The organism is Micromonospora sp. CCTCC AA 2012012, from assembly GCF_040499845.1.
Taxonomy (GTDB): Bacteria; Actinomycetota; Actinomycetes; order Mycobacteriales; family Micromonosporaceae; genus Micromonospora; species Micromonospora mangrovi.
The window spans coordinates 3,862,672-3,883,734 of the sequence record NZ_CP159342.1; the positions used below are offsets into that span (position 1 = coordinate 3,862,672).

The 21,063-nt window shown below is 74.1% G+C and carries 20 protein-coding genes and 3 tRNA genes; 7 read left to right on the forward strand and 16 right to left on the reverse strand.

Going from position 1 to position 21,063, the window contains the following annotated elements:
* Positions 1-103 precede the first annotated feature (103 nt).
* Genes ABUL08_RS16855 through ABUL08_RS16865 form a run of 3 tightly spaced genes read right to left on the reverse strand, consistent with a single transcriptional unit; the run spans position 104 to position 2,965 of the window.
* Positions 104-1,219 (reverse strand): cystathionine gamma-lyase, encoded by a 1,116-nt coding sequence (locus tag ABUL08_RS16855; RefSeq protein ID WP_350930866.1) that lies wholly within the window; start codon positions 1,217-1,219, stop codon positions 104-106.
* A 7-nt stretch (positions 1,220-1,226) separates the two neighbouring features.
* Positions 1,227-2,234 (reverse strand): NAD(P)H-dependent glycerol-3-phosphate dehydrogenase, encoded by a 1,008-nt coding sequence (locus ABUL08_RS16860; RefSeq protein ID WP_350930867.1) that lies wholly within the window; start codon positions 2,232-2,234, stop codon positions 1,227-1,229.
* Positions 2,231-2,965: a lysophospholipid acyltransferase family protein gene (locus tag ABUL08_RS16865; RefSeq protein WP_350930868.1), complete on the reverse strand. Its 735-nt coding sequence runs from the start codon at positions 2,963-2,965 to the stop codon at positions 2,231-2,233. Before ABUL08_RS16865 ends, ABUL08_RS16860 begins: the two co-directional genes overlap by 4 nt.
* 115 nt (positions 2,966-3,080) lie before the next feature.
* Between ABUL08_RS16865 and cofC the strand changes: the two genes are divergently transcribed.
* The 4 genes from cofC (at position 3,081) to ABUL08_RS16885 (ending at position 7,260) form a co-directional block, all read left to right on the forward strand.
* Positions 3,081-3,725 (forward strand): 2-phospho-L-lactate guanylyltransferase, encoded by a 645-nt coding sequence (gene cofC / locus ABUL08_RS16870; RefSeq protein ID WP_350930869.1) that lies wholly within the window; start codon positions 3,081-3,083, stop codon positions 3,723-3,725.
* A gap of 23 nt (positions 3,726-3,748) precedes the next feature.
* Entirely contained in the window at positions 3,749-3,946 is a 198-nt protein-coding gene (locus tag ABUL08_RS16875) for a cold-shock protein (RefSeq protein ID WP_350930870.1), read from the forward strand.
* A 54-nt stretch (positions 3,947-4,000) separates the two neighbouring features.
* On the forward strand, positions 4,001-6,298 hold the full coding sequence (locus tag ABUL08_RS16880) for an RNA degradosome polyphosphate kinase (protein WP_350930871.1): 2,298 nt from the start codon (positions 4,001-4,003) through the stop codon (positions 6,296-6,298).
* Positions 6,299-6,378: 80 nt separating this feature from the next.
* Entirely contained in the window at positions 6,379-7,260 is an 882-nt protein-coding gene (locus tag ABUL08_RS16885; RefSeq protein WP_350930872.1) for an NUDIX hydrolase, read from the forward strand.
* Positions 7,261-7,349: 89 nt separating this feature from the next.
* Here the strand turns inward: ABUL08_RS16885 and ABUL08_RS16890 are convergent, their stop codons facing one another.
* The 3 genes from ABUL08_RS16890 to leuC all read right to left on the reverse strand — a co-directional run bounded on the left by ABUL08_RS16890 (position 7,350) and on the right by leuC (position 10,256).
* Positions 7,350-8,033, reverse strand: coding sequence for an HU family DNA-binding protein (locus tag ABUL08_RS16890; RefSeq protein WP_350930873.1), 684 nt, complete (start codon positions 8,031-8,033; stop codon positions 7,350-7,352).
* Positions 8,034-8,206: 173 nt separating this feature from the next.
* Complete coding sequence (leuD, locus tag ABUL08_RS16895) at positions 8,207-8,794, reverse strand: 3-isopropylmalate dehydratase small subunit (protein WP_350930874.1); 588 nt, start codon at positions 8,792-8,794, stop codon at positions 8,207-8,209.
* A 19-nt stretch (positions 8,795-8,813) separates the two neighbouring features.
* Positions 8,814-10,256: a 3-isopropylmalate dehydratase large subunit gene (leuC, locus tag ABUL08_RS16900; protein ID WP_350930875.1), complete on the reverse strand. Its 1,443-nt coding sequence runs from the start codon at positions 10,254-10,256 to the stop codon at positions 8,814-8,816.
* Positions 10,257-10,305: 49 nt separating this feature from the next.
* Here leuC and ABUL08_RS16905 point away from each other — a divergent pair, with 49 nt between their 5' ends.
* Complete coding sequence (locus ABUL08_RS16905; protein WP_091671614.1) at positions 10,306-10,992, forward strand: IclR family transcriptional regulator; 687 nt, start codon at positions 10,306-10,308, stop codon at positions 10,990-10,992.
* 954 nt (positions 10,993-11,946) lie between these two features.
* Here the strand turns inward: ABUL08_RS16905 and ABUL08_RS16910 are convergent.
* The 4 genes from ABUL08_RS16910 to ABUL08_RS16925 all read right to left on the reverse strand — a co-directional run bounded on the left by ABUL08_RS16910 (position 11,947) and on the right by ABUL08_RS16925 (position 13,448).
* A tRNA-Glu gene (locus tag ABUL08_RS16910) sits at positions 11,947-12,019 on the reverse strand.
* A 245-nt stretch (positions 12,020-12,264) separates the two neighbouring features.
* Positions 12,265-12,337, reverse strand: a tRNA-Glu gene (locus ABUL08_RS16915).
* 129 nt (positions 12,338-12,466) lie between these two features.
* Positions 12,467-12,538 (reverse strand) — tRNA-Gln (locus tag ABUL08_RS16920).
* 106 nt (positions 12,539-12,644) lie between these two features.
* Entirely contained in the window at positions 12,645-13,448 is an 804-nt protein-coding gene (locus ABUL08_RS16925) for a fumarylacetoacetate hydrolase family protein (RefSeq protein ID WP_350930876.1), read from the reverse strand.
* Positions 13,449-13,737: 289 nt separating this feature from the next.
* On the opposite strand from ABUL08_RS16925, the gene ABUL08_RS16930 reads away from it, so the two are divergent.
* Together ABUL08_RS16930 and ABUL08_RS16935 are read left to right on the forward strand one after the other, a co-directional pair.
* Positions 13,738-15,156, forward strand: a complete 1,419-nt coding sequence (locus tag ABUL08_RS16930) for a hypothetical protein (RefSeq protein WP_377521755.1) — start codon at positions 13,738-13,740, stop codon at positions 15,154-15,156.
* Between the two features lie 34 nt (positions 15,157-15,190).
* Entirely contained in the window at positions 15,191-16,054 is an 864-nt protein-coding gene (locus ABUL08_RS16935; RefSeq protein ID WP_350930878.1) for a 3-methyladenine DNA glycosylase, read from the forward strand.
* A gap of 33 nt (positions 16,055-16,087) precedes the next feature.
* Here the strand turns inward: ABUL08_RS16935 and arfB are convergent, their stop codons facing one another.
* The 6 genes from arfB to ABUL08_RS16965 form a co-directional block, all read right to left on the reverse strand.
* Entirely contained in the window at positions 16,088-16,513 is a 426-nt protein-coding gene (gene arfB, locus ABUL08_RS16940) for an alternative ribosome rescue aminoacyl-tRNA hydrolase ArfB (protein WP_350930879.1), read from the reverse strand.
* Positions 16,514-16,522: 9 nt separating this feature from the next.
* Complete coding sequence (locus tag ABUL08_RS16945; RefSeq protein WP_350930880.1) at positions 16,523-16,831, reverse strand: hypothetical protein; 309 nt, start codon at positions 16,829-16,831, stop codon at positions 16,523-16,525.
* 129 nt (positions 16,832-16,960) lie between these two features.
* The gene (locus ABUL08_RS16950; RefSeq protein ID WP_350930881.1) at positions 16,961-17,821 is read right to left on the reverse strand and encodes a S1C family serine protease; all 861 of its coding nucleotides are present in this window, start codon (positions 17,819-17,821) and stop codon (positions 16,961-16,963) included.
* A 43-nt stretch (positions 17,822-17,864) separates the two neighbouring features.
* Positions 17,865-18,824, reverse strand: a complete 960-nt coding sequence (locus ABUL08_RS16955) for a VWA domain-containing protein (RefSeq protein ID WP_350930882.1) — start codon at positions 18,822-18,824, stop codon at positions 17,865-17,867.
* A complete protein-coding gene (locus tag ABUL08_RS16960; RefSeq protein ID WP_350930883.1) occupies positions 18,821-19,831 on the reverse strand; it encodes a DUF58 domain-containing protein in 1,011 nt (336 codons plus the stop codon). The genes ABUL08_RS16955 and ABUL08_RS16960 overlap by 4 nt, the downstream gene beginning before the upstream one ends.
* Complete coding sequence (locus tag ABUL08_RS16965) at positions 19,828-20,877, reverse strand: AAA family ATPase (protein WP_350930884.1); 1,050 nt, start codon at positions 20,875-20,877, stop codon at positions 19,828-19,830. The genes ABUL08_RS16960 and ABUL08_RS16965 overlap by 4 nt, the downstream gene beginning before the upstream one ends.
* Positions 20,878-21,063: the final 186 nt, after the last annotated feature.

The window sequence follows — 21,063 nt, forward strand, 5'->3', positions numbered from 1 at the left end:
TGTCTGCTGGATCGGTCTCACCTCCTCCGGTCGAGGGCCCGTACGGGCCGGTGGCTCGGGGCCGCGCTCACGATAACGCAGCGGTCAGCCCGACCGCCGCCCGTCAGGCCCGGCTGGCGTCCAGCGCGGCGACGAGGTCGGCCACCAGGTCGGCCGGGTCCTCGATGCCGCAGGAGAGCCGGACGAAGCCCGGCGCGGTGTCGTCCCCCCACTGGGCCCGCCGGTCGGCGGTGGTGTGCAGGCCGCCGAAGGAGGTGGCGGCGGCGACCAGCCGCGCGGCGTCGAGGAACCGGGCCACCCGGTCGGCGTCCCCCAGGTCGAACGAGAGCACCCCGGGCATCCGTCGCATCTGGACCGACGCCACCGGGTACGCCGGGTCGGTCGGCAGCCCCGGCCAGCGCAGGCCGGTCACGTCGGCACGCCCGGCGAGCAGTCGGGCGACCGCCTCGGCGTTGGCCGACTGGCGGGCCAGCCGCAGGTCCATGGTCGCCAGCGACCGGTGGGCCAGCCAGGCGTCGAACGCGCCCGGCACCGCGCCGGTGGTGGTCCGCCACGCGGTCACCGGCTCCAGCAGCTCCGCCGAGCGGGTGGCGACGTAACCGAGCAGCAGGTCGGAGTGCCCGGTCAGCGCCTTGGTGCCGGAGGCGACCACCACGTCCGCACCCAGCTCCAGGGGCCGCTGCCCGAGCGGGGTGGCGGTGGTGTTGTCGACCGCGACGAGGGCGCCCGCGGCGTGCGCCCGCTCGGCGAGGGCCGCCACGTCGACCACGTCCAGGCCCGGGTTCGCCGGGGTCTCCAGCAGCACCAGCCGGACGCCGGAGAACGACGGGTACGGCCCGGCGGTCGGCACGAAGCCGACCCGGACGCCGATGCCCTCCAGGGTGGCGGTGGCGAAGGCCCGGACGGGGAAGTAGCCGTCGGCGGGGAGCAGCACGGTGTCCCCGGGGCGCAGCAGCGCCAGCAGCAGCCCGGTGATGGCCGCCTGACCGCTGGCGAAGACCCGGCAGTCACCGCCCTCCAGCTCGCCGATGGCCGCCTCCAGCAGCCGGCGGGTCGGGTTGTCCGGCCGGCCGTAGCCGTTCGGTGTCGCCGCCGGCCCCTGCCACGGGTCCAGGTGGTACGGCGCGGCGAAGACCGGCCCCGGCAGGAACGGCTCCCCCGGTGTCGGTGTGGGCAGCCCGGCGTGCACGCAGCGGGTGCCGTCTCCCAGGTCGGTCATCGACGCCTCACTCGTACGACTCGGGCTTGGCGGTCCGGCTCATCAGGGCGTCCACGGCGAGCCGCGGGTCCATCCCCTCGTGGCAGATCCGCTCGATCTGTTCGGTGATCGGCATCTCCACGCCGTGCGCCCGGGCCAGGTCGCGGATCGCCAGGCAGCTCTTCACCCCCTCGGCGGTCTGCCGGGTGGCGGCCTGCGCCTGCTCCAGCGTCTCACCCCGGCCCAGGTGCTCGCCGAAGGTGCGGTTGCGGGCCAGCGGCGAGGAGCAGGAGGCGACCAGGTCGCCCATGCCGGCCAGGCCGGCGAAGGTGATCGGGTCGGCGCCGAGCGCCACGCCGAGTCGGGCGGTCTCGGCCAGGCCGCGGGTCATCAGCATCGCCCGGGTGTTGTCGCCGAAGCCCATCGCGGTGGCGATGCCGTACGCCAGGGCGATCACGTTCTTCACCGCCCCGCCCAGCTCGCAGCCGATCACGTCGTCGTTGGTGTACGGGCGGAAGTACGGCGTCCGGATGGACGCCTGGACCAGGGCGGTCCGGCGGCTGTCGGCGCCGGCGACCACCGTGGCGGCGGGCTGCTCGGCGGCGATCTCGGGGGCCAGGTTGGGCCCGGAGACGACCACCACCCGGTCGGCGGGCACCCCGGCGGTCTCCATGATCACCTGGCTCATCCGCTTGGTGGTGCCCAGCTCGATGCCCTTCATCAGCGACACCAGCGTGGCGTCCGGGTCGAGGTGGGAGGTCCACTCGGCCAGGTTGCCGCGGAGGGTCTGCGAGGGCACGGAGAGCACCACCACCTCGGCGCCGGCGATCGCCTCCTCGGCGTCACCGGTGGCGGTGACCCGGTCGGGCAGCCGGACGTCCGGCAGGTAGTCCGGGTTGTGCCGCCCGGTCCGGATCGCCTCGGCGACCGACGCCCGTCGGGCCAGGATCGTCACGTCCCGGCCGGCGTCAGCGAGGATCTTGGCGAACGCGGTCCCCCAGGACCCCGCCCCCAGCACGGCCACCTGCCCGCTCACGCGGCCTCCCCCTGCTGCGACTCGGCCCGGGTCCGGGCGGGACGTTCCCACAGCGGCGGCGGTGTGCCGCCGCGGATCTCGCCGACCAGGTCGCGCAGGCGCAGCATGATGGCGTCCGTCATCTCCTCCAGGATCGCCCGGGTGGGCGTGGCGCCCCGCCAGCGTTCCAGGTCGACCGGCTCACCGGCGACCACGGTCACCGGGATCCGGGGCCGTACGTCGAACCGGTTGGTCCGCGGGTCGAACATCCGCTCCGGCCCCCACATGGCCACCGGGATCACCGGCGCGCCGGTGGCCAGCGCCAGCCGGGCCGCCCCGGTCTTGCCCTTCATCGGCCACAGCTCCGGCTGCCGGGTGATGGTCCCCTCCGGGTAGATCACCACCGCGCCGCCCGCGTCCAGCGCGGCGACCAGCTTGTCCAGCGACTTGACCGCCTCGACCGTGCCGCGCTCCACCGGGATCTGCTTGCACCTGCCGATGATCCAGCCGATCACCGGCACCCGGAACACGCTCGCCTTGCCGAGGAACTGCGGCCAGCGGCCGGCGTCGTAGATGAAGTGCGCGGCGACGAGCGGGTCGGCGTGCGAGATGTGGTTGGGCACGATGATGATGCCGTCGGAGCCACCCAGCCGTTCCGCGCCGCGCCAGGTGCGCCGGGTCCAGACGGTCAACACCGGCTTGACCAGCACCACGGCGAACCGTTGCCAGAATCCCAGCTTCCGCCGTGTCACCCTGCCTCCTCGTCCTGCCCCGACCCCGCGCGCCCACGTCCCGCGACGAAATCATGCCTGCTCGCCCCGGGTACGGCCAGTGAGGGTACCGCCGCCCGACTGGCAGGATTGTCACGTGCCCGAGCCGAGCTGGACCGTGGTGGTGCCGGTGAAGCGCCTCGAGGTGGCGAAGAGCCGCCTGCGGGGCGCGCTGCCCGGCGTACCCCATGAGGAGCTGGCGCTGGCCCTGGCGGCCGACACGGTCCGCGCGGTGCGGGCGTGCCCGGTGGTGGCCGAGGTCCTGGTGGTGACCGACGACCCGCGGGTCGGCGCGGAGCTGCGCGCGGCCGGCGCGCGGACCGTGCCGGACGCCCCGGACGCCGGGCTGAACGCCGCCTTCCGGCACGGCGCCGCGCTCGCCGGCCCGCACGCCCCCGTCGCCGCGCTCACCGCCGACCTGCCGGCGCTGCGCCCGGTCGAGCTGGCGGCGGCGCTGCGGGCCGCCGCCGCGCCGCCGGGGGTACGCCGCTTCGTGGCCGACGCCCCCGGCAGCGGCACGGTGCTGCTCACGGCGCCGGCCGGGGTGCCGCTTGCGCCCCGCTTCGGGGTCGGCTCGGCCGCCGCGCACGCGGCCGGCGGGGCGCTGCCCCTGGTCGGCGCCTGGCCGACCCTGCGCCGGGACGTGGACACCGCCGACGACCTCGCCGGCGCCGCCCGCCTCGGCCTCGGCCCGCGCACCGCCGCGCTGGTCAGCGCCCGCGCCACCAGCGCCACCGGCTGACCTTGCGGGTGTACGGTGCTGGCATGCAGGGCACGGTGGCGACCTTCGACGCGTCGACCCGCAGCGGCGTGCTGCTCCTGGACGACGGCACCGAACTGGCCTTCCCGGCCCGGGCGTTCGACGCCTCGGGGTTGCGGCTGCTCCGGCTCGGGCAGCGGCTCCGCGTCGACCGGGACGACTCCGGCGAGGTCGTCCGGGTGACGTTGCCGACGATGGCCTGAATCACCTGCCCCGAGTTCATTTTCCGTTCACCGTAATCGGGGAATCATGGGGTGGTGAGCACCCCTCGTGAGCACCCCGAGCCCACACCGCACCTCCTCGACCCGGCCACGCCCCGCAACGGCTCCCGGACCCGGGGCACCGACGGCCGCTTCCGCCCGGTCAGACCACCGGAGGAGAGCGCCGCCCACGAGCCGGACGTGGCGGTCGCCTCCGCCGGGCTGGAGGAGGTCCTGGACCCGGTGGAGAGCCCCGACCGGGCGGTGGAGGCCGCGCCGTCGACGGCGGAGCCGCTGCCCGAGGAGCGCTTCCTCAACCGGGAGGTCTCCTGGCTCGACTTCAACTCCCGGGTGCTGGCGCTGGCCGAGGACCAGCGCACCCCGCTGCTGGAGCGGGCCAAGTTCCTCGCCATCTTCGCCAGCAACCTCGACGAGTTCTACATGGTGCGGGTGGCCGGGCTGAAGCGCCGCCTCTCCGCCGGGCTGCCGGTCCGCGGCGGGGACCGGCTGCCGCTGCGTACCCAGCTGGAGCTGATCTCCGAGCGGACCGCCGAGCTGGTCTCCCGGCACGCCACCTGCTTCGTCGACGACGTGCTGCCCAAGCTGGCCGCCGAGGACATCCGGATCCTGCGCTGGAGCGAACTCGACGACGCCGAGCGGGAGCGGCTGCGCACCTGGTTCCGGGAACACATCTTCCCGGTGCTCACCCCGCTCGCGGTGGACCCGGCCCACCCCTTCCCGTACATCTCGGGACGCTCGCTCAACCTGGCCGTCGCGGTCCGTGACCCGGACGGCGGCTCGGAACTCTTCGCCCGGGTCAAGGTGCCCAACAACGTGCCGCGTTTCGTCCGGGTGGCCCGGGACTCCCCCGGGGTCCGGTTCCTGCCCGTCGAGGACCTCATCTCGGTGCACCTGGGGCAGCTCTTCTCCGGCATGCAGGTGGTCGAGTGCCACCTGTTCCGGGTCACCCGTAACGCCGAGGTGGAGGTCGACGAGGACCGCGACGAGGACCTGCTCCAGGCCCTGGAGCGGGAACTGGCCCGTCGCCGGTTCGGCCCGCCGGTCCGCCTGGAGGTCGCCGCCTCCATCTCCGACCACATGCTGGAGCTGCTGGTCCGGGAACTCGACATGGACGACCAGGACGTGCTGCGGGTGCGCGGCCTGCTCGACCTCTCGGCCCTCTGGCAGGTGTACGGCGAGGCCGACCGCCCCGACCTGAAGGACCCGCCGTTCGTGCCGGCCACCCACCCCCGGCTCGCCGAGGGCGAGGTGCCGCGCAGCGTCTTCGCCACCCTGCGGGACGGGGACGTGCTGGTGCACCACCCGTACCACTCCTTCGCGACCAGCGTGCAGCGCTTCATCGAGCAGGCCGCCGCCGACCCGGACGTGCTCGCCATCAAGCAGACCCTCTACCGCACCAGCGGCGACTCCCCGATCGTCGACGCCCTCGTCGACGCGGCCGCCGCCGGCAAGCAGGTGGTGGTGCTGGTGGAGCTGAAGGCGCGCTTCGACGAGGTCGCCAACATCGGCTGGGCGCGCACTCTGGAACGCGCCGGCTGCCACGTCGTCTACGGCCTGGTCGGCCTGAAGACCCACTGCAAGACCGCCCTGGTGGTACGCCAGGAGGGCAACCAGATCCGCCGCTACTGCCACATCGGCACCGGCAACTACCACCCGAAGACGGCCCGGCTCTATGAGGACTTCGGCATGCTCACCGCCGACCCGGAGATCGGCGCCGACCTGACCGACCTGTTCAACGTGCTCACCGGCTACAGCCGGCAGACGGCGTTCCGGCGGCTGCTGGTGGCCCCGCAGGGCATCCGTCGCGGCCTGGTCGAGCGGATCGAACGGGAGATCGCGCACGTCCGACTCGGCATGCCCGGCCTCGTCCAGTTCAAGGTGAACTCGCTGGTGGACGAGGAGGTCACCGACGCGCTGTACCGGGCGTCGCGGGCCGGCGTCCACGTCGACCTGCTGATCCGGGGGATGTGCACGCTGCGGCCGGGCGTGCCGGGGCTGTCGGAGAACATCCGGGTCCGCTCGATCCTCGGCCGGTTCCTGGAGCACTCCCGCATCTTCCGGTTCGGCAACAACGGCGACGCCGAGTTCTGGATGGGCTCGGCCGACCTGATGCACCGCAACCTGGACCGGCGGGTGGAGGCGCTGGTGCAGGTCAGCGACCCAGTGGCCCGGGCCGAGCTGGACCACGTGCTGACCACCGCGATGAGCCCGGAGGTGGACGCGTTCGAGCTGGCCGGGGACGGGAGCTGGACCCGACGTACCGGCGCGGACGGGGCGCCCCTGACGGACCTCCAGGAGCTGCTGCTGCGCCGGGTCGGCGGGACGGCGGGTTGAGCGGGACGGCGGATCGAGCGGGGACGGCGGGTTGAGTGGGGTGGCGGGTTGAGCGGCACGGCCGGGCTTACGGTGGGCGGATGACGGACGACGAGCCGGTCGGCATCCGGGCGGCGGGCGGGGTCGCCTGGCGACCGGGTGCCCGAGGGGTCGAGGTCTGCCTCGTGCACCGGCCCCGCTACGGCGACTGGTCGCTGCCGAAGGGCAAGCTCGAACCCGGTGAGCACCCGCTGCTCGCGGCGGTCCGCGAGATCGCCGAGGAGAGCGACGTACGGGCCGTGCCGCAGGTCCGCCTGCCCACGGTCCGCTACCGCAGTGAGGGCCGCCCGAAGCGGGTCGACTACTGGTCGATGCGGGCGGTGGGCGAGGGCGGCTTCCAGCCGGGCACCGAGGTCGACGACATCCGTTGGCTCCCCGTCGACGACGCCGTACGCCTGGTCAGCTATCCGCACGACGCCGAGGTGCTCCGCGCGTTCGCCGACCTGCCCGAGGTGACCGCCGTGGTGGCGCTGGTCCGGCACGCGCACGCCGGCCGCCGCGGCACCTGGTCCGGACCGGACACCGGCCGGCCGCTCGACGGCACCGGTCGGAAGCAGGCGGACGCCCTGGCCCCGCTGGTCGCCCTGGTCCGCCCGGTTCGCCTGCTCTCCGCCTCGGCCCGCCGCTGCGTGCAGACCCTCGACCCGGCCGCCGCCCTGCTGGACCTGCCGATCGAGGTGGTCGGCGACTTCGACGAGCCGAAACCGGGCCAGCAGCCGGACGAGTGCGCGCTGGCCGCCGCCGCCCGCCTCGCCGAGCTGGCCGGGGCCGGCGAGCCGGTCGCGGTGTGCAGCCAGGGCAAGGTGCTCCCCGGCGCCCTGGAACGCCTCGCCGGCCGCCCCGGCGACTGGACCACCCCCAAGGGCGGCGGCTGGCTGCTCGCCTTCTCCGCGGACACCCTCCTCGCCGCCGACCGCCTGTGACCTCCGCCCGGCGATCCGGTGCGGGGCACCGGTCGTACGCGACGAAGGGCGCCCACCGCGCGGGTGGACGCCCTTCGGGCCGTCGCAGGTCAGCGCTTGGCGGCTGCCTTCTTGGCCGGAGCCTTCTTCGCCGGCGCCTTCTTGGCCGCCGTGCTCTTGCTCGCCGTGCTCTTCGTCGCGGTGGTCTTCTTCGCCGCGGCGCTCTTGGTGGCCGCCGTGGTCTTCTTCGCCGCGGTGGTCTTGGTGGCCGCCGCGCTCTTCGTGGCCGGAGCCGTCTTCTTGGTGGCGGCCGTGGTCCTGGTGGCCTTCGCGGGGGCGGCCTTCGTGCCCGCCGCGGTGGTCTTCTTCGCCGCGGTCGCCTTGGCACCGGTCGCCTTCGCGCCCGTGGCCTTCGTGCCCGTGGCCTTCGCGCCGGTCGCCTTGGCGCCGGTGGCCTTCGTCCCGGTGGTCTTGGCGGCCGTGACGGTCTTCTTCGCGGCTGCCGCGGCCTTCGGCGGCTTGCCGCTGGCCACCATCTCCTTGAATCCGGCACCCGGGCGGAAGGTCGGGACGGAGGTCTTCTTGACCTTCACCGCCTCGCCGGTCCGCGGGTTGCGCGCTGTTCGGGCGCCCCGGACGCGCTTTTCGAACGCTCCGAATCCGGTGATCGCCACCTTCTCGCCCTTGGTGACCGCCGCCTGGACCTCAGCGAGGACCGCGTCGAGCGCGGCCGTCGCCGTCTTCCGGTCCCCCAGGCGAACGGCGAGCGCCTCGATGAGCTCGGCCTTGTTCACGACTTCCTCCCGATTGTGCAACTGACTCGACGCGAGCCATTCTGCGCGCACGGTATGCCCTGTGCTGCCTGGACACAAACATTCGGTCGAAAAAAGCCCTTGTGTCGTAACGGATTCGCCCCCACCGGCCGGGCCGGTGGGGGCGAAAACCGATGTACGCCTCGGGTGTACGGCTATGCGACGGACGGCAGGAACGGCGGTCGGGTCACCTCGAAGGCACTGATCTCGGCCTCGTGCCGGAGGGTGAGTCCAATGTCATCCAAGCCTTCCATCAACCGCCAGCGGCTGTGGTCGTCCAGCGGGAACGCCCAGGTGGCCTCCCCGACCCGGACCTCACGGGCGGCCAGGTCGACGGTCACGGCAGTGGTCGGGTCGGCCTCGATCCGGTCCCAGATCTCCTCGACCGCTTTCAATTCCAGCTCGACCGGAAGCAGCCCTTCCTTGAGGGCGTTGCCCCGGAAGATGTCACCGAAGCGGGGAGAGATCACCGCGCGGAAGCCCCAGTCGCGCAGGGCCCAGACGGCGTGCTCCCGGGACGACCCGGTGCCGAACTCCGGGCCCGCCACCAGAATCGACGCACCCGAATGGGCTGGATCGTTGAGAACGAATGCCGGGTCCTCCCGCCACGCGTTGAAGAGTCCGTCCGCGAAACCGGTCCGGGTCACCCGCTTGAGGTACACGGCCGGGATGATCTGATCGGTGTCCACATTGGAACGGCGCAGCGGCACCGCGGTGCCGGTGTGCACGGTGAACTTGTCCATCGGGATCAGCTCTGCCCTTCTACAGGTCGGCGGGGGCGGCCAGCCGGCCGGCCACGGCGGTGGCGGCGGCCACGGGTGGGGAGACCAGGTGGGTGCGTCCGCCCCGGCCCTGGCGCCCCTCGAAGTTGCGGTTGGAGGTGGAGGCCGAGCGCTGCCCCGGGGAGAGCGTGTCGGGGTTCATGCCCAGACACATGGAGCAGCCGGCGAAGCGCCACTCGGCGCCCGCGTCGGCGAAGACCTTGTCCAGCCCCTCCGCCTCGGCCGCCTCCCGCACCTGGGCCGATCCGGGCACCACCAGCATGCGTACGCCGTCGGCGACCCGGTGCCCGCGCAGCACGTCGGCGGCGGCCCGCAGGTCCTCCAGCCGGCCGTTGGTGCAGGAACCGACGAAGACCACGTCGACGGCGAGGTCCCGCAACGGCGTACCGGGGGTGAGGTCCATGTATTCCAGGGCGCGCCGGGCGGCGGTCCGCTCGGCCTCGGTCACGAACTCCTCCGGGTCGGGCACGGCCGCGTCCAGCGGGGCGCCCTGACCGGGGTTGGTGCCCCAGGTGACGAACGGGGTGATCCGGCTCGCGTCCAGGGTCACCTCGGCGTCGAAGGTCGCGCCGTCGTCGGTGGGCAGCGTCCGCCAGTACTCCAGCGCCGCGTCCCAGTCGGCGCCCTGCGGCGCGTGCGGCCGCCCCTTCAGGTACGCGAAGGTCGTCTCGTCCGGCGCGATCATGCCGGCCTTGGCGCCCCACTCGATGGACATGTTGGCGATGGTCATCCGCCCCTCCATGGAGAGGTTCCGGATCGCCTCACCCCGGTACTCCACGATGTGGCCGCGCCCGCCGCCGGTGCCGACCTGGGCGATCAGGGCGAGCACCAGATCCTTGGCGGTGACGCCCGGGGCCAGCTCGCCGACCACGTTCACGGCCATCGTCCTGGGCCGGCTCTGCGGCAGGGTCTGGGTGGCCAGCACGTGCTCGACCTCGCTGGTGCCGATGCCGAACGCGAGGGCGCCGAACGCGCCGTGGGTGGCGGTGTGCGAGTCGCCGCAGACGATGGTCAGGCCGGGCTGGGTCAGGCCGAGCTGCGGGCCGATGACGTGCACGATGCCCTGGTTCTCGTCGCCCAGCGGGTGCAGCCGTACGCCGAACTCCGCGCAGTTGCGGCGCAACGTCTCGATCTGGGTGCGGGAGGTGGGGTCCGCGATGGTGAGCAGGTCACCGCGCCGGGCGCGGAACGCCGGGTCGGCGTACCCGGTCGGGGTGTTGTGGTCCTCGGTCGCGATCGTCAGGTCGGTACGACGGACCCGGCGGCCGGCCAGGCGCAGGCCGTCGAAGGCCTGCGGACTGGTGACCTCGTGCAGCAGGTGCAGGTCGATGAAGAGCAGATCCGGCTCACCCGCGACGGACCGCACCACGTGCGCGTCCCAGACCTTCTCGGCCAGGGTCCTCGGTTGAGTGACTCCCACCATCTGGACATCCTAAATTCTGGGAGGTAAATTTCGGCTTGTGGGACACAGTATGAGCGGTGTCGGCGTTCTCGACAAGGCGGTGGTCATCCTGGCCGCCTGTGTCGACGGCGCCAGCCTGGCCGAACTCGTTGAACGCACCAAGCTGCCCCGGGCCACCGCGCACCGGCTGGCACAGGCGCTGGAGATACACCGGATGCTGGTCCGGGACACCCAGGGGCGCTGGCGCCCCGGGCCCCGGCTCGGTGAGCTGGCCAACGCCGCGCCGGACGTGCTGCTGACCGCGGCCGAGCCGCTGCTCGCGGCGCTGCGCGACGCCACCGGGGAGAGCGCCCAGCTCTACCTGCGCCGCGCCGACGAGCGGATCTGCGTGGCCGCCGCCGAGCGGGCCAGCGGCCTGCGGGACACCGTCCCGGTGGGCTCGGTGCTGCCGATGACGGCGGGCTCCGCGGCGCAGATCCTGCTCGCCTGGGAGCCGCCCGAGGCGGTGATGCCGCTGCTGCCGCGGTCCAAGTTCACCGGCCGCACCCTCGCCGAGGTGCGCCGCCGTGGCTGGGCGCAGAGCGTCGCCGAACGCGAGGCCGGTGTGGCGAGCGTCTCCGCCCCCATCCGCGACCGGACCGGTCGGGTGATCGCCTCGATCAGCATCTCCGGCCCGATCGAACGCCTCGGCCGCCGCCCCGGCGAACGCCACGCCATGGCCGTCGTCCGCGCCGGCCAACGCCTCTCCGGCCTCTAACCCCCTCCCCCTCCCCTCCCTCCCCGCCCTCGATCCGGTTGATCAAGAGGTTTGCGTCACGGATACGCCTTCCGGCGACGCAAACCTCTTGATCAACTCCCGGCCGGCGGGGGCGCGCGGTGGGTTGGGCGAGGAGGCGGTGAGCTTGGGGTGGAAGCGGTGAGCCCGGGTGGCGCGGAGCATGCGCAGGGCAGGACCGGAGCGGCCCGAGGCGTCAGCGCTGCGGTGGCCCGGCGGGTGCGGGGCGGGAGCGCGGCGGTTGCAAAGCCTGAGCCCGCGAGCGAGGTCGGAGCGCGGCGCGGCCCGGCGGGGAGTGAGTGGAACGTGGTGGCTGTGACGGTGGCCGTTTGACGTCCATGGCGTTCCACCGACCGGACGGCGGCCTGCTCCGGGCGCACCCCGACGGCGGACCGTCTACGGGACGGTGGCTCGGTACGGGTGCGTTTCTTGTTGCCCGGGCGACAGGAAACGCACCCGCAGGCCGGCCGAGCGCCGCGCCGAGTTGCCCGCGCTGTCGCGCGCGACTGTGCCGCCCGGAGCCCATGATCGTGCTCGAACCCGGAAGTAGTGGCATCCAACGCTCGACGAGGCCACTACATCCTGGATCCAGCGTGATCTTGGTGATCGCACCACCCATGCGTTCCATGAACGGGTCCCGGCACAGGCTGACGGACCCGGTGCACGGGCGCGGGCGCGGGCGCGGACAAGCTGGGAAGGCGCAGAACCGGGCAGGGGTGGGACGTACGGCGGGTGCGGCGCGGCGTTCCCGGTCGTCGCGGCCGAGCAGGGGCGCGGGCAGGGGTGGAACGACGGCAGACACCGGAGGAGGCGCGGGCAGGGGTGGAACGACGGCAGACACCGGAGGAGGCGCGGGCAGGCGTGGGCGACGGCGGGCGCGGGCAGGGGGAAAGGCGAACGGCCCGCCTCGCGGGGCGAGACGGGCCGTTCGAGCTGTAGCCCCGACCGGATTCGAACCGGCGCTACCGCCTTGAGAGGGCGGCGTCCTGGGCCGCTAGACGACGGGGCCAGGCACTTTTCCTGCTTCACCGCCCTGACGAGCGGTGCGGCAGTAGTCTAGCGGCACCGCGTCCCCCGCCCACGAAGGGGTCCCCCGGAGGCGTACCGGGAGCGGGCGGACGAAGCCGGGACAGCGGACGGGCCGGGACACGACGTCAACCGGAGGCGGCACCCCGTCGAGCGGAGGCGAAGAAGCCCTGTCGGGTGGAGACGAAGAAGCCCGCCCCACCAGGGTGGGACGGGCTGTCAGCGTTGTAGCCCCGACCGGATTCGAACCGGCGCTACCGCCTTGAGAGGGCGGCGTCCTGGGCCGCTAGACGACGGGGCCAGAACTTCGTGCTTCCTCACTCTGGTGGTGAGGAAGCTGCACTCTATCAGAGCTCGCCCCATCCCCGAGGGGACGGAGCGGGACTCGTCAGAATCCAGCGTCCGGGGTTCTCACGAACCCGCGGTTGCGCTGGGGTACCAGGACTCGAACCTAGACTAACTGAACCAGAATCAGTCGGGCTGCCAATTACCCCATACCCCATTGGCCCCTTGCGGCGCCGGGAATGAACTTTACCCTCCCGGTGCCGACAGGCCAAATCCAACCCCCCGAACCGCCTCTGACCAGCGAAAACAGGGCGTCGAACGGCTCAGGAGACCGGGACCACCGGGTTGGTGAGCTCGCCGATCCCCTGGATCCGTACGGTGACCGTATCCCCCTCCGTCAGCGGGCTAACCCCCGCCGGCGTGCCGGTCAGCACCACGTCGCCGGGGAGCAGCGTCATCACGTGGGAGATGTACGACACCAGTCCCGCCACGTCGAAGACCATGTCGCTGGTGCGGCCGAGCTGGCGTACCTCCATCTCCTCCGGGTTGCGACCCACCTCGCAGCGGATCTCCAGGTCGGAGATGTCCAGGCCGGTGGTGATCCACGGGCCGATCGGGCAGAACGAGTCGAAGCCCTTGGCCCGGGTCCACTGGCCGTCGGAGTGCTGGAGGTCCCGGGCGGTCACGTCGTTGGCGCAGGTGTAGCCGAAGATGGCCCGTTCGGCGGCGGCCCGGTCGGCGCGGCGGGCACCCGGTGCGCCGATCACCACGGCCAGCTCGGCCTCGTGCTCCACCTGCTTCGAGAAGATCGGCAGCCGGATCGCGTCCCGGGGGCCGATCACGGAGGTGGAGGGCTTGAGGAAGAGCAGCGGCTCCTTCGGCACCTCGCTGCCGTGCTCGGCGGCGTGCTCGGCGTAGTTGCGGCCGACGCAGACGACCTTGCTGGGCAGGATCGGGGAGAGCAGTCGGACGTCGGAGAGCGCCCAGCGGGCGCCGGAGAACTGGATCTGACCGAACGGGTGGCCCTCGATCTCGGCGATGGTCAGGCCCTGCGGCCCGGCCTCCGGTTCGCCCTCGACGGCCCCGAACGACATTCCCTTGGCATGAGCAAAACGAGCGATACGCACCCGGCCAATCTATCCCCGACCGGGTGGCCGGCCATGGCACCCGCGACGCACGGCACGTCTCCCGCACCGCGACCGGCCCGGTCAGCGCGCGGGAACGGGCCGGCGCACATGGAGGGCGAGCCGCGGCACACGCCCCGACCGGGCCCGGGCGCACACCGGGAAGGACCCGCGGCACAGGCCCGGACGGGACGCAGCATAGGTCCTCGCGGGGTGGCCGGGGCGGGAATGCGGACTTCGTACCCGCACGGCGGGGCCGGCCTCATAGCTTCGGGTTCGGAGGTGCGTTCGTATGCCTGCATCGAGACGACACCACAGGACCCTCGCGGTGATCGTGAACTGCCTGGGCGTCCTCGCCGCCGTACCGGGGTTGCCCGGACCGGCACCCGAGGCGGCGGCTGCGCCCGCGCACCCGGCGGCCGTCGGGACCGCGCCGGCCGCGCCGTCCGGGATGCCCGCCGCGCCGCCGGCGGTGCCGACGAGCAGCCCGCCGCCGCTGCGCGCGGCGCCGTCGCCGGTGACCGTGGCGGTGGCGCCGGCCGGCACCCCGGCGCCGGGCTACCGGATCAACATCCGGAACACCGGGGACACGCCGGTCGACACGACGGTACGGCAGGAACTGCCGCCGGGTTCGTCGGCGACGACGGTCACCGCCGGTGGTCGGGCCAGCCGACCCGCGGGTGCCACCACCGCCGGCGAGGTGACCTGGCAGCTGAAGCTGCCGGCGCACAGCACCACCACGCTGCACACCGCGCTGAGCGCCCCGGCGGGCCGGCCGGTCACCGCACCGGCCTGCGCGTACGGCACGGACGGCACCCGCCCGTACGACTGCGGCACGGCGACCTGGCAGGCGGCGGCCGTACCGGTGGCGAAGGTGTCCGCCGCCCCGGCGTGGCGCCGCCCGCCGGTGCTGCTCGCGGCGCTGGCAGCCCTCCTGGTGGTCACCGGCGGCGTGCTCTGGTGGTGGCTGCGCCGCCGCCGCTCCGGCGGGCCGGCGCGGCCCGGTACGCCGACGACGGCCGGTGGGGCCGGCGACCCGGCGGGCCACGGAGCGGTCTATCCGCGGCCGGCGATGCCGGCACCCGGCGGTCGACGCCGGACCCCGTCGGTCTGGCTGGTGGTGCCGGTGTCGGCGGCGGTGCTCGCCGGGGTGGTGGGCGCGGGGGCCTGGACGGCCACCCAGCGGGTCGCCGCCATCGACACCGCCAAGAAGCAGCCGACCAGCGGCGCGTGGCAGGGACAGAGCGTCACCGGCGGGCTGGGCGAGCCGCTGCGGGAGTCGGCGTTCGAGTTCACCGTCTACCGGGTCGCCTGCGCCCCCGGCCCGACGACGGGGACAGCCGGGACGACGGGATCGGCCGGCCCGACGGGGACGCCGGGACCAGCCGGGACGGCGGGGGCGCCGGGGACCACCGGCGCGGCGGGCGGCCGGCAGTGTCAGGCCACCGTGGGGGTGCGCAACCTCACCCCGGAGGAGCAGACCTGGCACGGCCAGTTGCAGCGGGCGTACCTGCCGGGCGGCAACTGGGTCAGCACCGACGAGGACGCCACCCGGCTGGCGAACCTGGGGCGGGACGTCTTCGCCCAGCCGGTCGCCGCGGGCACCCGGGTGGTGCTGCCGCTGGTGTTCAGCACGGGCAGCACGCCGCCCCGGCAGTTGGAGCTGCGCAGCGGGGTCTTCTCCGCCGGGGTGCGGGTGGACGTGCCCTGACCGGCGGGCGGGCGGCGGTCGTACCCTGGGGTCCGTGACCGCCGCCCTCGCCCCCGCCGCCCTCGACCGGGCCGACTGGCAGGCCCGACGGCGGGCCCACGAGGAGCGGGTCGACGCCTGGCTCGACCCGCACCTGGCCCGCCGCCGCACCGGGGCGAAGCACCCGGTGGAGGACTTCCTCTTCACCTACTACTCGCACCGCCCGGCCCAGCTGCGCCGCTGGCATCCGGGCGCCGGCGTCACGCTGCGCGACGCCGACCCGGCGGAGTTCGGCCGCGACTACCGCGCCGGCCCCGCCGGTCTCACCCTCGACACCGACGGCGTACGCGCGCGGCGCGGCGACTCGCTCGACTGGATCCGTCGGCTGCTCGCCGCGACCGCCGGCCGCCCCGCCCACCTGGGCTGCTTCGGGATGCACGAGTGGGCGATGGTCTACCGCCAGACCCAGCAGGAGGTCCGGCACAACGCCTGGCCGCTGCGGCTGAGCCCGGACGAGACGGCGGCGGTGGTGCAGGAGCGGGGGGTGCGGTGCAGCCACTTCGACGCGTTCCGGTTCTTCACCGCGCCGGCCCGGCCGCTGAACCTGCTCAGCCCGACCCGGGAGAGTCAGCACGCGCTGGAGCAGCCGGGCTGCCTGCACGCCAACATGGATCTCTACAAGTGGGCGTACAAGCTCTCGCCGCTGGTGCCGTCGGAGCTGGTCGCCGACTGTTTCGCGCTGGCCCGGGAGATCCGCACGCTGGACATGCGGGCCAGCCCCTACGACCTGGCCGACCTGGGCTACCCGCCGGTGCGGGTGGAGACCCCGGAGGGTCGGGCGGAGTACGCCGCCGCGCAGCGCGGCTTCGCCGAACGGGCCGCCCCGTTGCGGGCCCGGCTGCTCGCCGCGATCGACTGACCGACCGGCGTGCGGGTCCGCCGCCGGCCGGACTCAGTCGCCGTCGACCCGGCGGTCGCGTTTGCGCTGGGACTGGCGCTTCTTCTCGGCCAGCCGGCGTTCCTTGGCGCCCCGCGAGGGGCGGGTGGGGCGGCGTGACTTGGGCGGTGGGGCGAACGCCTCGCGCAGCAGCGCGGTCATCCGCTCCCGGGCGGCCTCCCGGTTGGCCAGCTGCGCCCGGTGTTCGCTGGCGGCGACCGTCAGCACCCCGTCGACGAGCCGGCCGGCCAGCCGGTCCAGCGCCCGGGCCCGCAGCGACTCCGGCACGCTGGGCGAGCCGGCCAGGTCGAAGCTCAGCTCGACCCGGGAGTCGGTGGTGTTGACGCCCTGGCCGCCCGGCCCGGACGAGCGGGAGAAGCGTTCCCGTAACTCCGCCCCGGGGACCAGCACCCGGTCGCTCACCCGCAGTCCGTCATCCACGCACCGAGGCTAACGTCCGCTCCGGGTGGCCGGGGTGGCGGTCACCGTGGGTGTGGGCGTCGGCGCGGGACCGGCCCGTTCGTGATCGTCCCCCGCGGCCGCGTACGCGGCCGCGCCGAACAGCAGCAGGGCGATCACGCCCAGCTTGGTGACCACGGCCCGGATCGCCAGCCAGGCGGTGCGCCGGGCACCCGGCACGGTCTTCCTGGCGGTCCGGTAGTCGGTCCAGCCACGCCGTGCGCGCGCGTACGCCGCGCCGACCCCGCATCCGATGATCAGGCCCACCAGCAGGAGGGCCGCGATGACAGCTTGCTCCACCCACGCCAGTATCCATACTCAGCGTAATATTTCCATGGGCCCGATGGTCCCACGCCGGATATCCGACACTTTTCCCTTTCCGGCGGAACGTCGCGGCGGCTTCCCGCAGGTCAGGGCCGCGAGGGCCGGTCAGCCGCCGCGGCCGATGATGGTGTCGGCGGTCTGCTGCACCTGGTCGATCGGGATGGCGAACCCGATTCCGATGGAGCCGCTGCCGTCGATGGTGGCGATGGCCGTGTTCACCCCGACCACCTCACCCCGCGCGTTGACCAGCGGTCCGCCCGAGTTGCCGGGGTTGATCGAGGCGTCGGTCTGCACCGCCGTGTGCCGCCCGGAGCCGATCCGCACCTGGCGGTTGAGCGCGCTCACGATACCGGCGGTGACCGTGCCGGAGAGTCCCAACGGCGAGCCGACCGCGAGCACCGGCTCACCCACCCGGGTCGAGTTCGGCTTCGCCAGCGGCAGCGCCGCCAGCCCGGCCGCGGCGGGCACCTTGAGCACCGCCAGGTCACTGGCCGGCTCCCGACCCACCACCTCGGCGGTGAACCGGCGGCCGTCCGGCATCTCGACCGTCACCGGTCCCCCACCGCCCCGGGCCAGGATGTGGTCGTTGGTGACGATGTGCTGCTCGTGGTCGATGGCGAAGCCGGAGCCGCTCGCCGAGGAGCCGGACGCGCCGCCGACCATCACCGACACCACGCCGGGCACGGTCTTCCCGGCCGCGGTCACCAGCTCCGCCGGGACCGGCGCGGCGGAGGCCGCGGCCGGCCCGGGCGCGTCCCGGCCGGCGACCCAGCTGCCGGCCGCGGCGCCGGAGACGGTGGAGAGGGCCACCACCGCGGCGGCGGTCAGCAGCCGCCCGCGCCAGCCGCGTCCGCCCCCGTCCCGGCCCGACCCGGGCACGTCCCACCGCCCGCGCCCGTCCGGATCCAGCTCCGGCGAGATGAACCAGGGACCGCGCGGCTCGCCCAGTCCGGTCTGCACAGCCATACGTGCTCCTCACCTGTCGTCCGTCTCGGGTGGGTGCTGCGGGTCAGGGCAGCCGGGAGAACCAGCGCAGGGATCCGGCCGCCGCGCCCATCGCGAGGACCAGCCCCAGGCCGATGAAGCGGGCCGAGATGTCCTGCCGTTCCTTGCGGTAGCCGACCGAGGAGCCGATGTCCTCGTAGACGGCGCGCAGTTCCGCGCTGGTGGACGCCGAGTGGAAGCCACCCCCGGTCTCCTCGGCGACCGCCTTGAGGGTCTGCCCGTCCACCGGCACCTGGATCGCCCGCCCGCCCCGGTCGACGGTGCCGGACGGGGTGCCGAACGAGATGGTGTGCACGGGCACCTTCACCGCGACGGCCTGCGCCGCCGCCTCCATCGGGTCCATGCCGGAGGTGTTCGCCCCGTCGGAGAGGATGATGATCCGGGCCGGCGGCGGGTTCTTGGCCGCCGTGCTGTCCAGGCTCTTCACCGCGCCCAGCGAGGTGCTGATCGCCTCGCCGATCGCGGTGCCCTGCACCCCGGTGATCCCCTCGTCGAGCCGCTCGATCCCCTCGTGCAACGCCTCCCGGTCGGTCGACGGCGGCACCACCACCGCCGCGCTGCCGGCGAAGGCGACCAGGCCGACGTTGAACTCGTCCGGCAGGCCGTCGGCGAAGCGCCGGGCGGCGTGCTTCGCGGCGGTCAGCCGGTCCGGGTCGACGTCCCCGGCGAGCATCGAGGTGGAGACGTCGACCGCGACCATCACCGTGGCCCGTTCCCGGGGCACCCGTACCTCGGCGTTGGGCCGGGCGAAGCCGACCACCAGCAGGGCGAGCATGGCCAGGAAGAGGCCGGCCGGGACGTGCCGCCGCCAGGCCGGACGGCGCGGGGCGACCCGGTCCAGCAGCCGCAGGTTGGTGAAGCGAACGGCGTACCGGCTCTGCCGGCGCTGCATCGCCAGATAGCCGACGACCAGGGCGGCGACGCCGAGCAGCAGCCAGAGCCGGGCGGGTGACTCCCAGGTCATCCGACACCTCCCCGGGCCGGGGCCGGCGCGGCGGCCAGCCGGCGCTGGGCGTGCACGTGCCGGACGATGTCCGCGCTCCAGTCCCGGTCGGTGCGCAGGGCCAGGTGGGCGGCCCCGGAGCGGCGCAACGCCCGGCGTACCTGGTCGCGCTGGGCGGCGGCGGCCGCCGCGTAGCGCTCCCGCAGGGCCCGGTCGCCGGTCCACACCTCGCGCCGCCGGCCGGTCTCGGGATCGACCAGGGTGATCAGGCCGACGTCGGGCAGTTCCAGCTCACGCGGGTCGGTCACCTCGACCGCGAGGACCTGGTGGCGGGCGGCGAGCCGACGCAGCCCCGCCTCCCACGGGGCGGCGCCCGCCGGGTCGTCCGGCAGCCCGTCGAGGAAGTCGGAGACCAGCACGACCAGGCCGCGTCGGGTCGCCATCCGCTGCACGCCGTCGATGCCGTCAATGAGCGTGAACGGCGCCAGCGGGGCGGTGTCCAGGTCGTACCCACCGGTGCGGGGTGCGGCCAGCAGGGCCCGCAGCAGCCCCAGCAGATGGGTACGCCCGCTGCGGGCCGGGAACCGGCGCAACCCGGTCGGGTGCAGCACCTGCCCGCCGAGCTTGTTGCCGACACCGGCGGTGAGGAAGCCGACCGCCGCGACGGCCGCCACCGCGAGTTCGCGTTTGTCCAGGGTGGCGGTGCCGTACTCCATGCTCGGGCTGGCGTCCACCAGCAGCCAGGTGGTCAGCTCCCGGTCGGCGTCGACCTCCCGCACGTGCGGGACGGTGGTCCGGGCGGTGACCGCCCAGTCCATCCGGCGCACCTCGTCCTCGCCGGGCCGGTACTCGCGGCTGCCGGCGATCTCGCTGCCCGGGCCGGGCAGCAGGCCGTGGTGCTGCCCGTGCAGCATCCCGTTCAGCCGGCGGGTCACGGTCAGCTCCAACCGGCGCAGCCGCTGGTCGGGGGCGAGGTCGGCCAGTCCGGGTGCGGCGGGCGGGAGCGTCGGTGCCGCCCGGCGTCTCATGCCGCCGCCAGGTCGGGTGCCACCTCGGGGTGCCCGGTGACGATCCGGGGCGGCGGCACGGCGTCCACCAGCCGGTGCACCACCGCCTCGGCGGAGACCCCGTCGGCCACCGCGTCGAAGGAGAGCACCAGCCGGTGCGCCAGCACGTCGGCGGCGAGTTCCCGGACGTCCTCGGGCAGCACGTACTCGCGGCCGCGCAGCAGGGCCTGGGCGCGGGCGGCGGCGACCAGGCCGAGGGTGGCCCGCGGGCTGGCCCCGTACGCCAGCAGCGGCGCCAGCTCGGGCAGCCCGAACCGGCCCGGGTCCCGGGTGGCGAGGATGAGCCGGACGACGTACTCGGCGAGGGCGTGGTGGACGAAGACGTGGCCCGCCCGGCGCTGGAGTTCCCGCAGCCGGGCCGGGTCGAGCACCTGCCGGGGACTGGGCCGGTCGGCGCTCATCCGGTAGAGGATCGCCAGCTCGTCGGCGTCGCTCGGGTAGTCGACCACGACCTTCATCAGGAAGCGGTCGCGCTGCGCCTCGGGGAGCTGGTAGACGCCCTCCGACTCGATCGGGTTCTGGGTGGCCAGCACCAGGAACGGGTCGGGGACGGGCCAGCTGCGCCCGCCGATGGAGACCTGCCGCTCGGCCATCGCCTCCAGCAGCGCCGACTGCACCTTCGCCGGGGCCCGGTTGATCTCGTCGGCGAGCACCATGTTCGCCATGATCGGGCCCAGCTCGACGTCGAACGTCTCGGTGGAGGCCCGGTAGATGCGGGTGCCGACGATGTCGGAGGGGACCAGGTCGGGGGTGAACTGGATCCGGGAGAAGGTGCCGCCGACCACGGTCGCGAGGGTCTGCGCCGCCAGGGTCTTGGCGACCCCGGGCACCCCCTCCAGCAGGCAGTGCCCGTCGGCGATGAGGGCGGTGAGCAGGCGCTCGACGAGCCGATCCTGCCCGACGATCACGCGTTTGACCTCGAAGAGGGTCTGTTCCAGCTCGATGCCGCTCGCGTCGGCGTCGGCCGGGCTGGGCACGCTGGCCAGGGTGTCCGAGATGTCCGTCACGGTGCTTGCTTCCCGGGCCGACGGGCGGACAAACGTCGGATTATCAGGGCCGGGTGGGGCCTCGGCGGCCCGAACCGGGACGACTCCCCCGCCCGGAACGCAACGGCGCGAGCGGTGCGGCAGGACCCGCGAGGTGCCGGAGCACGCCCCGGTCCGACGGCCGGACGGCACCGGCCCCCGCCGGGG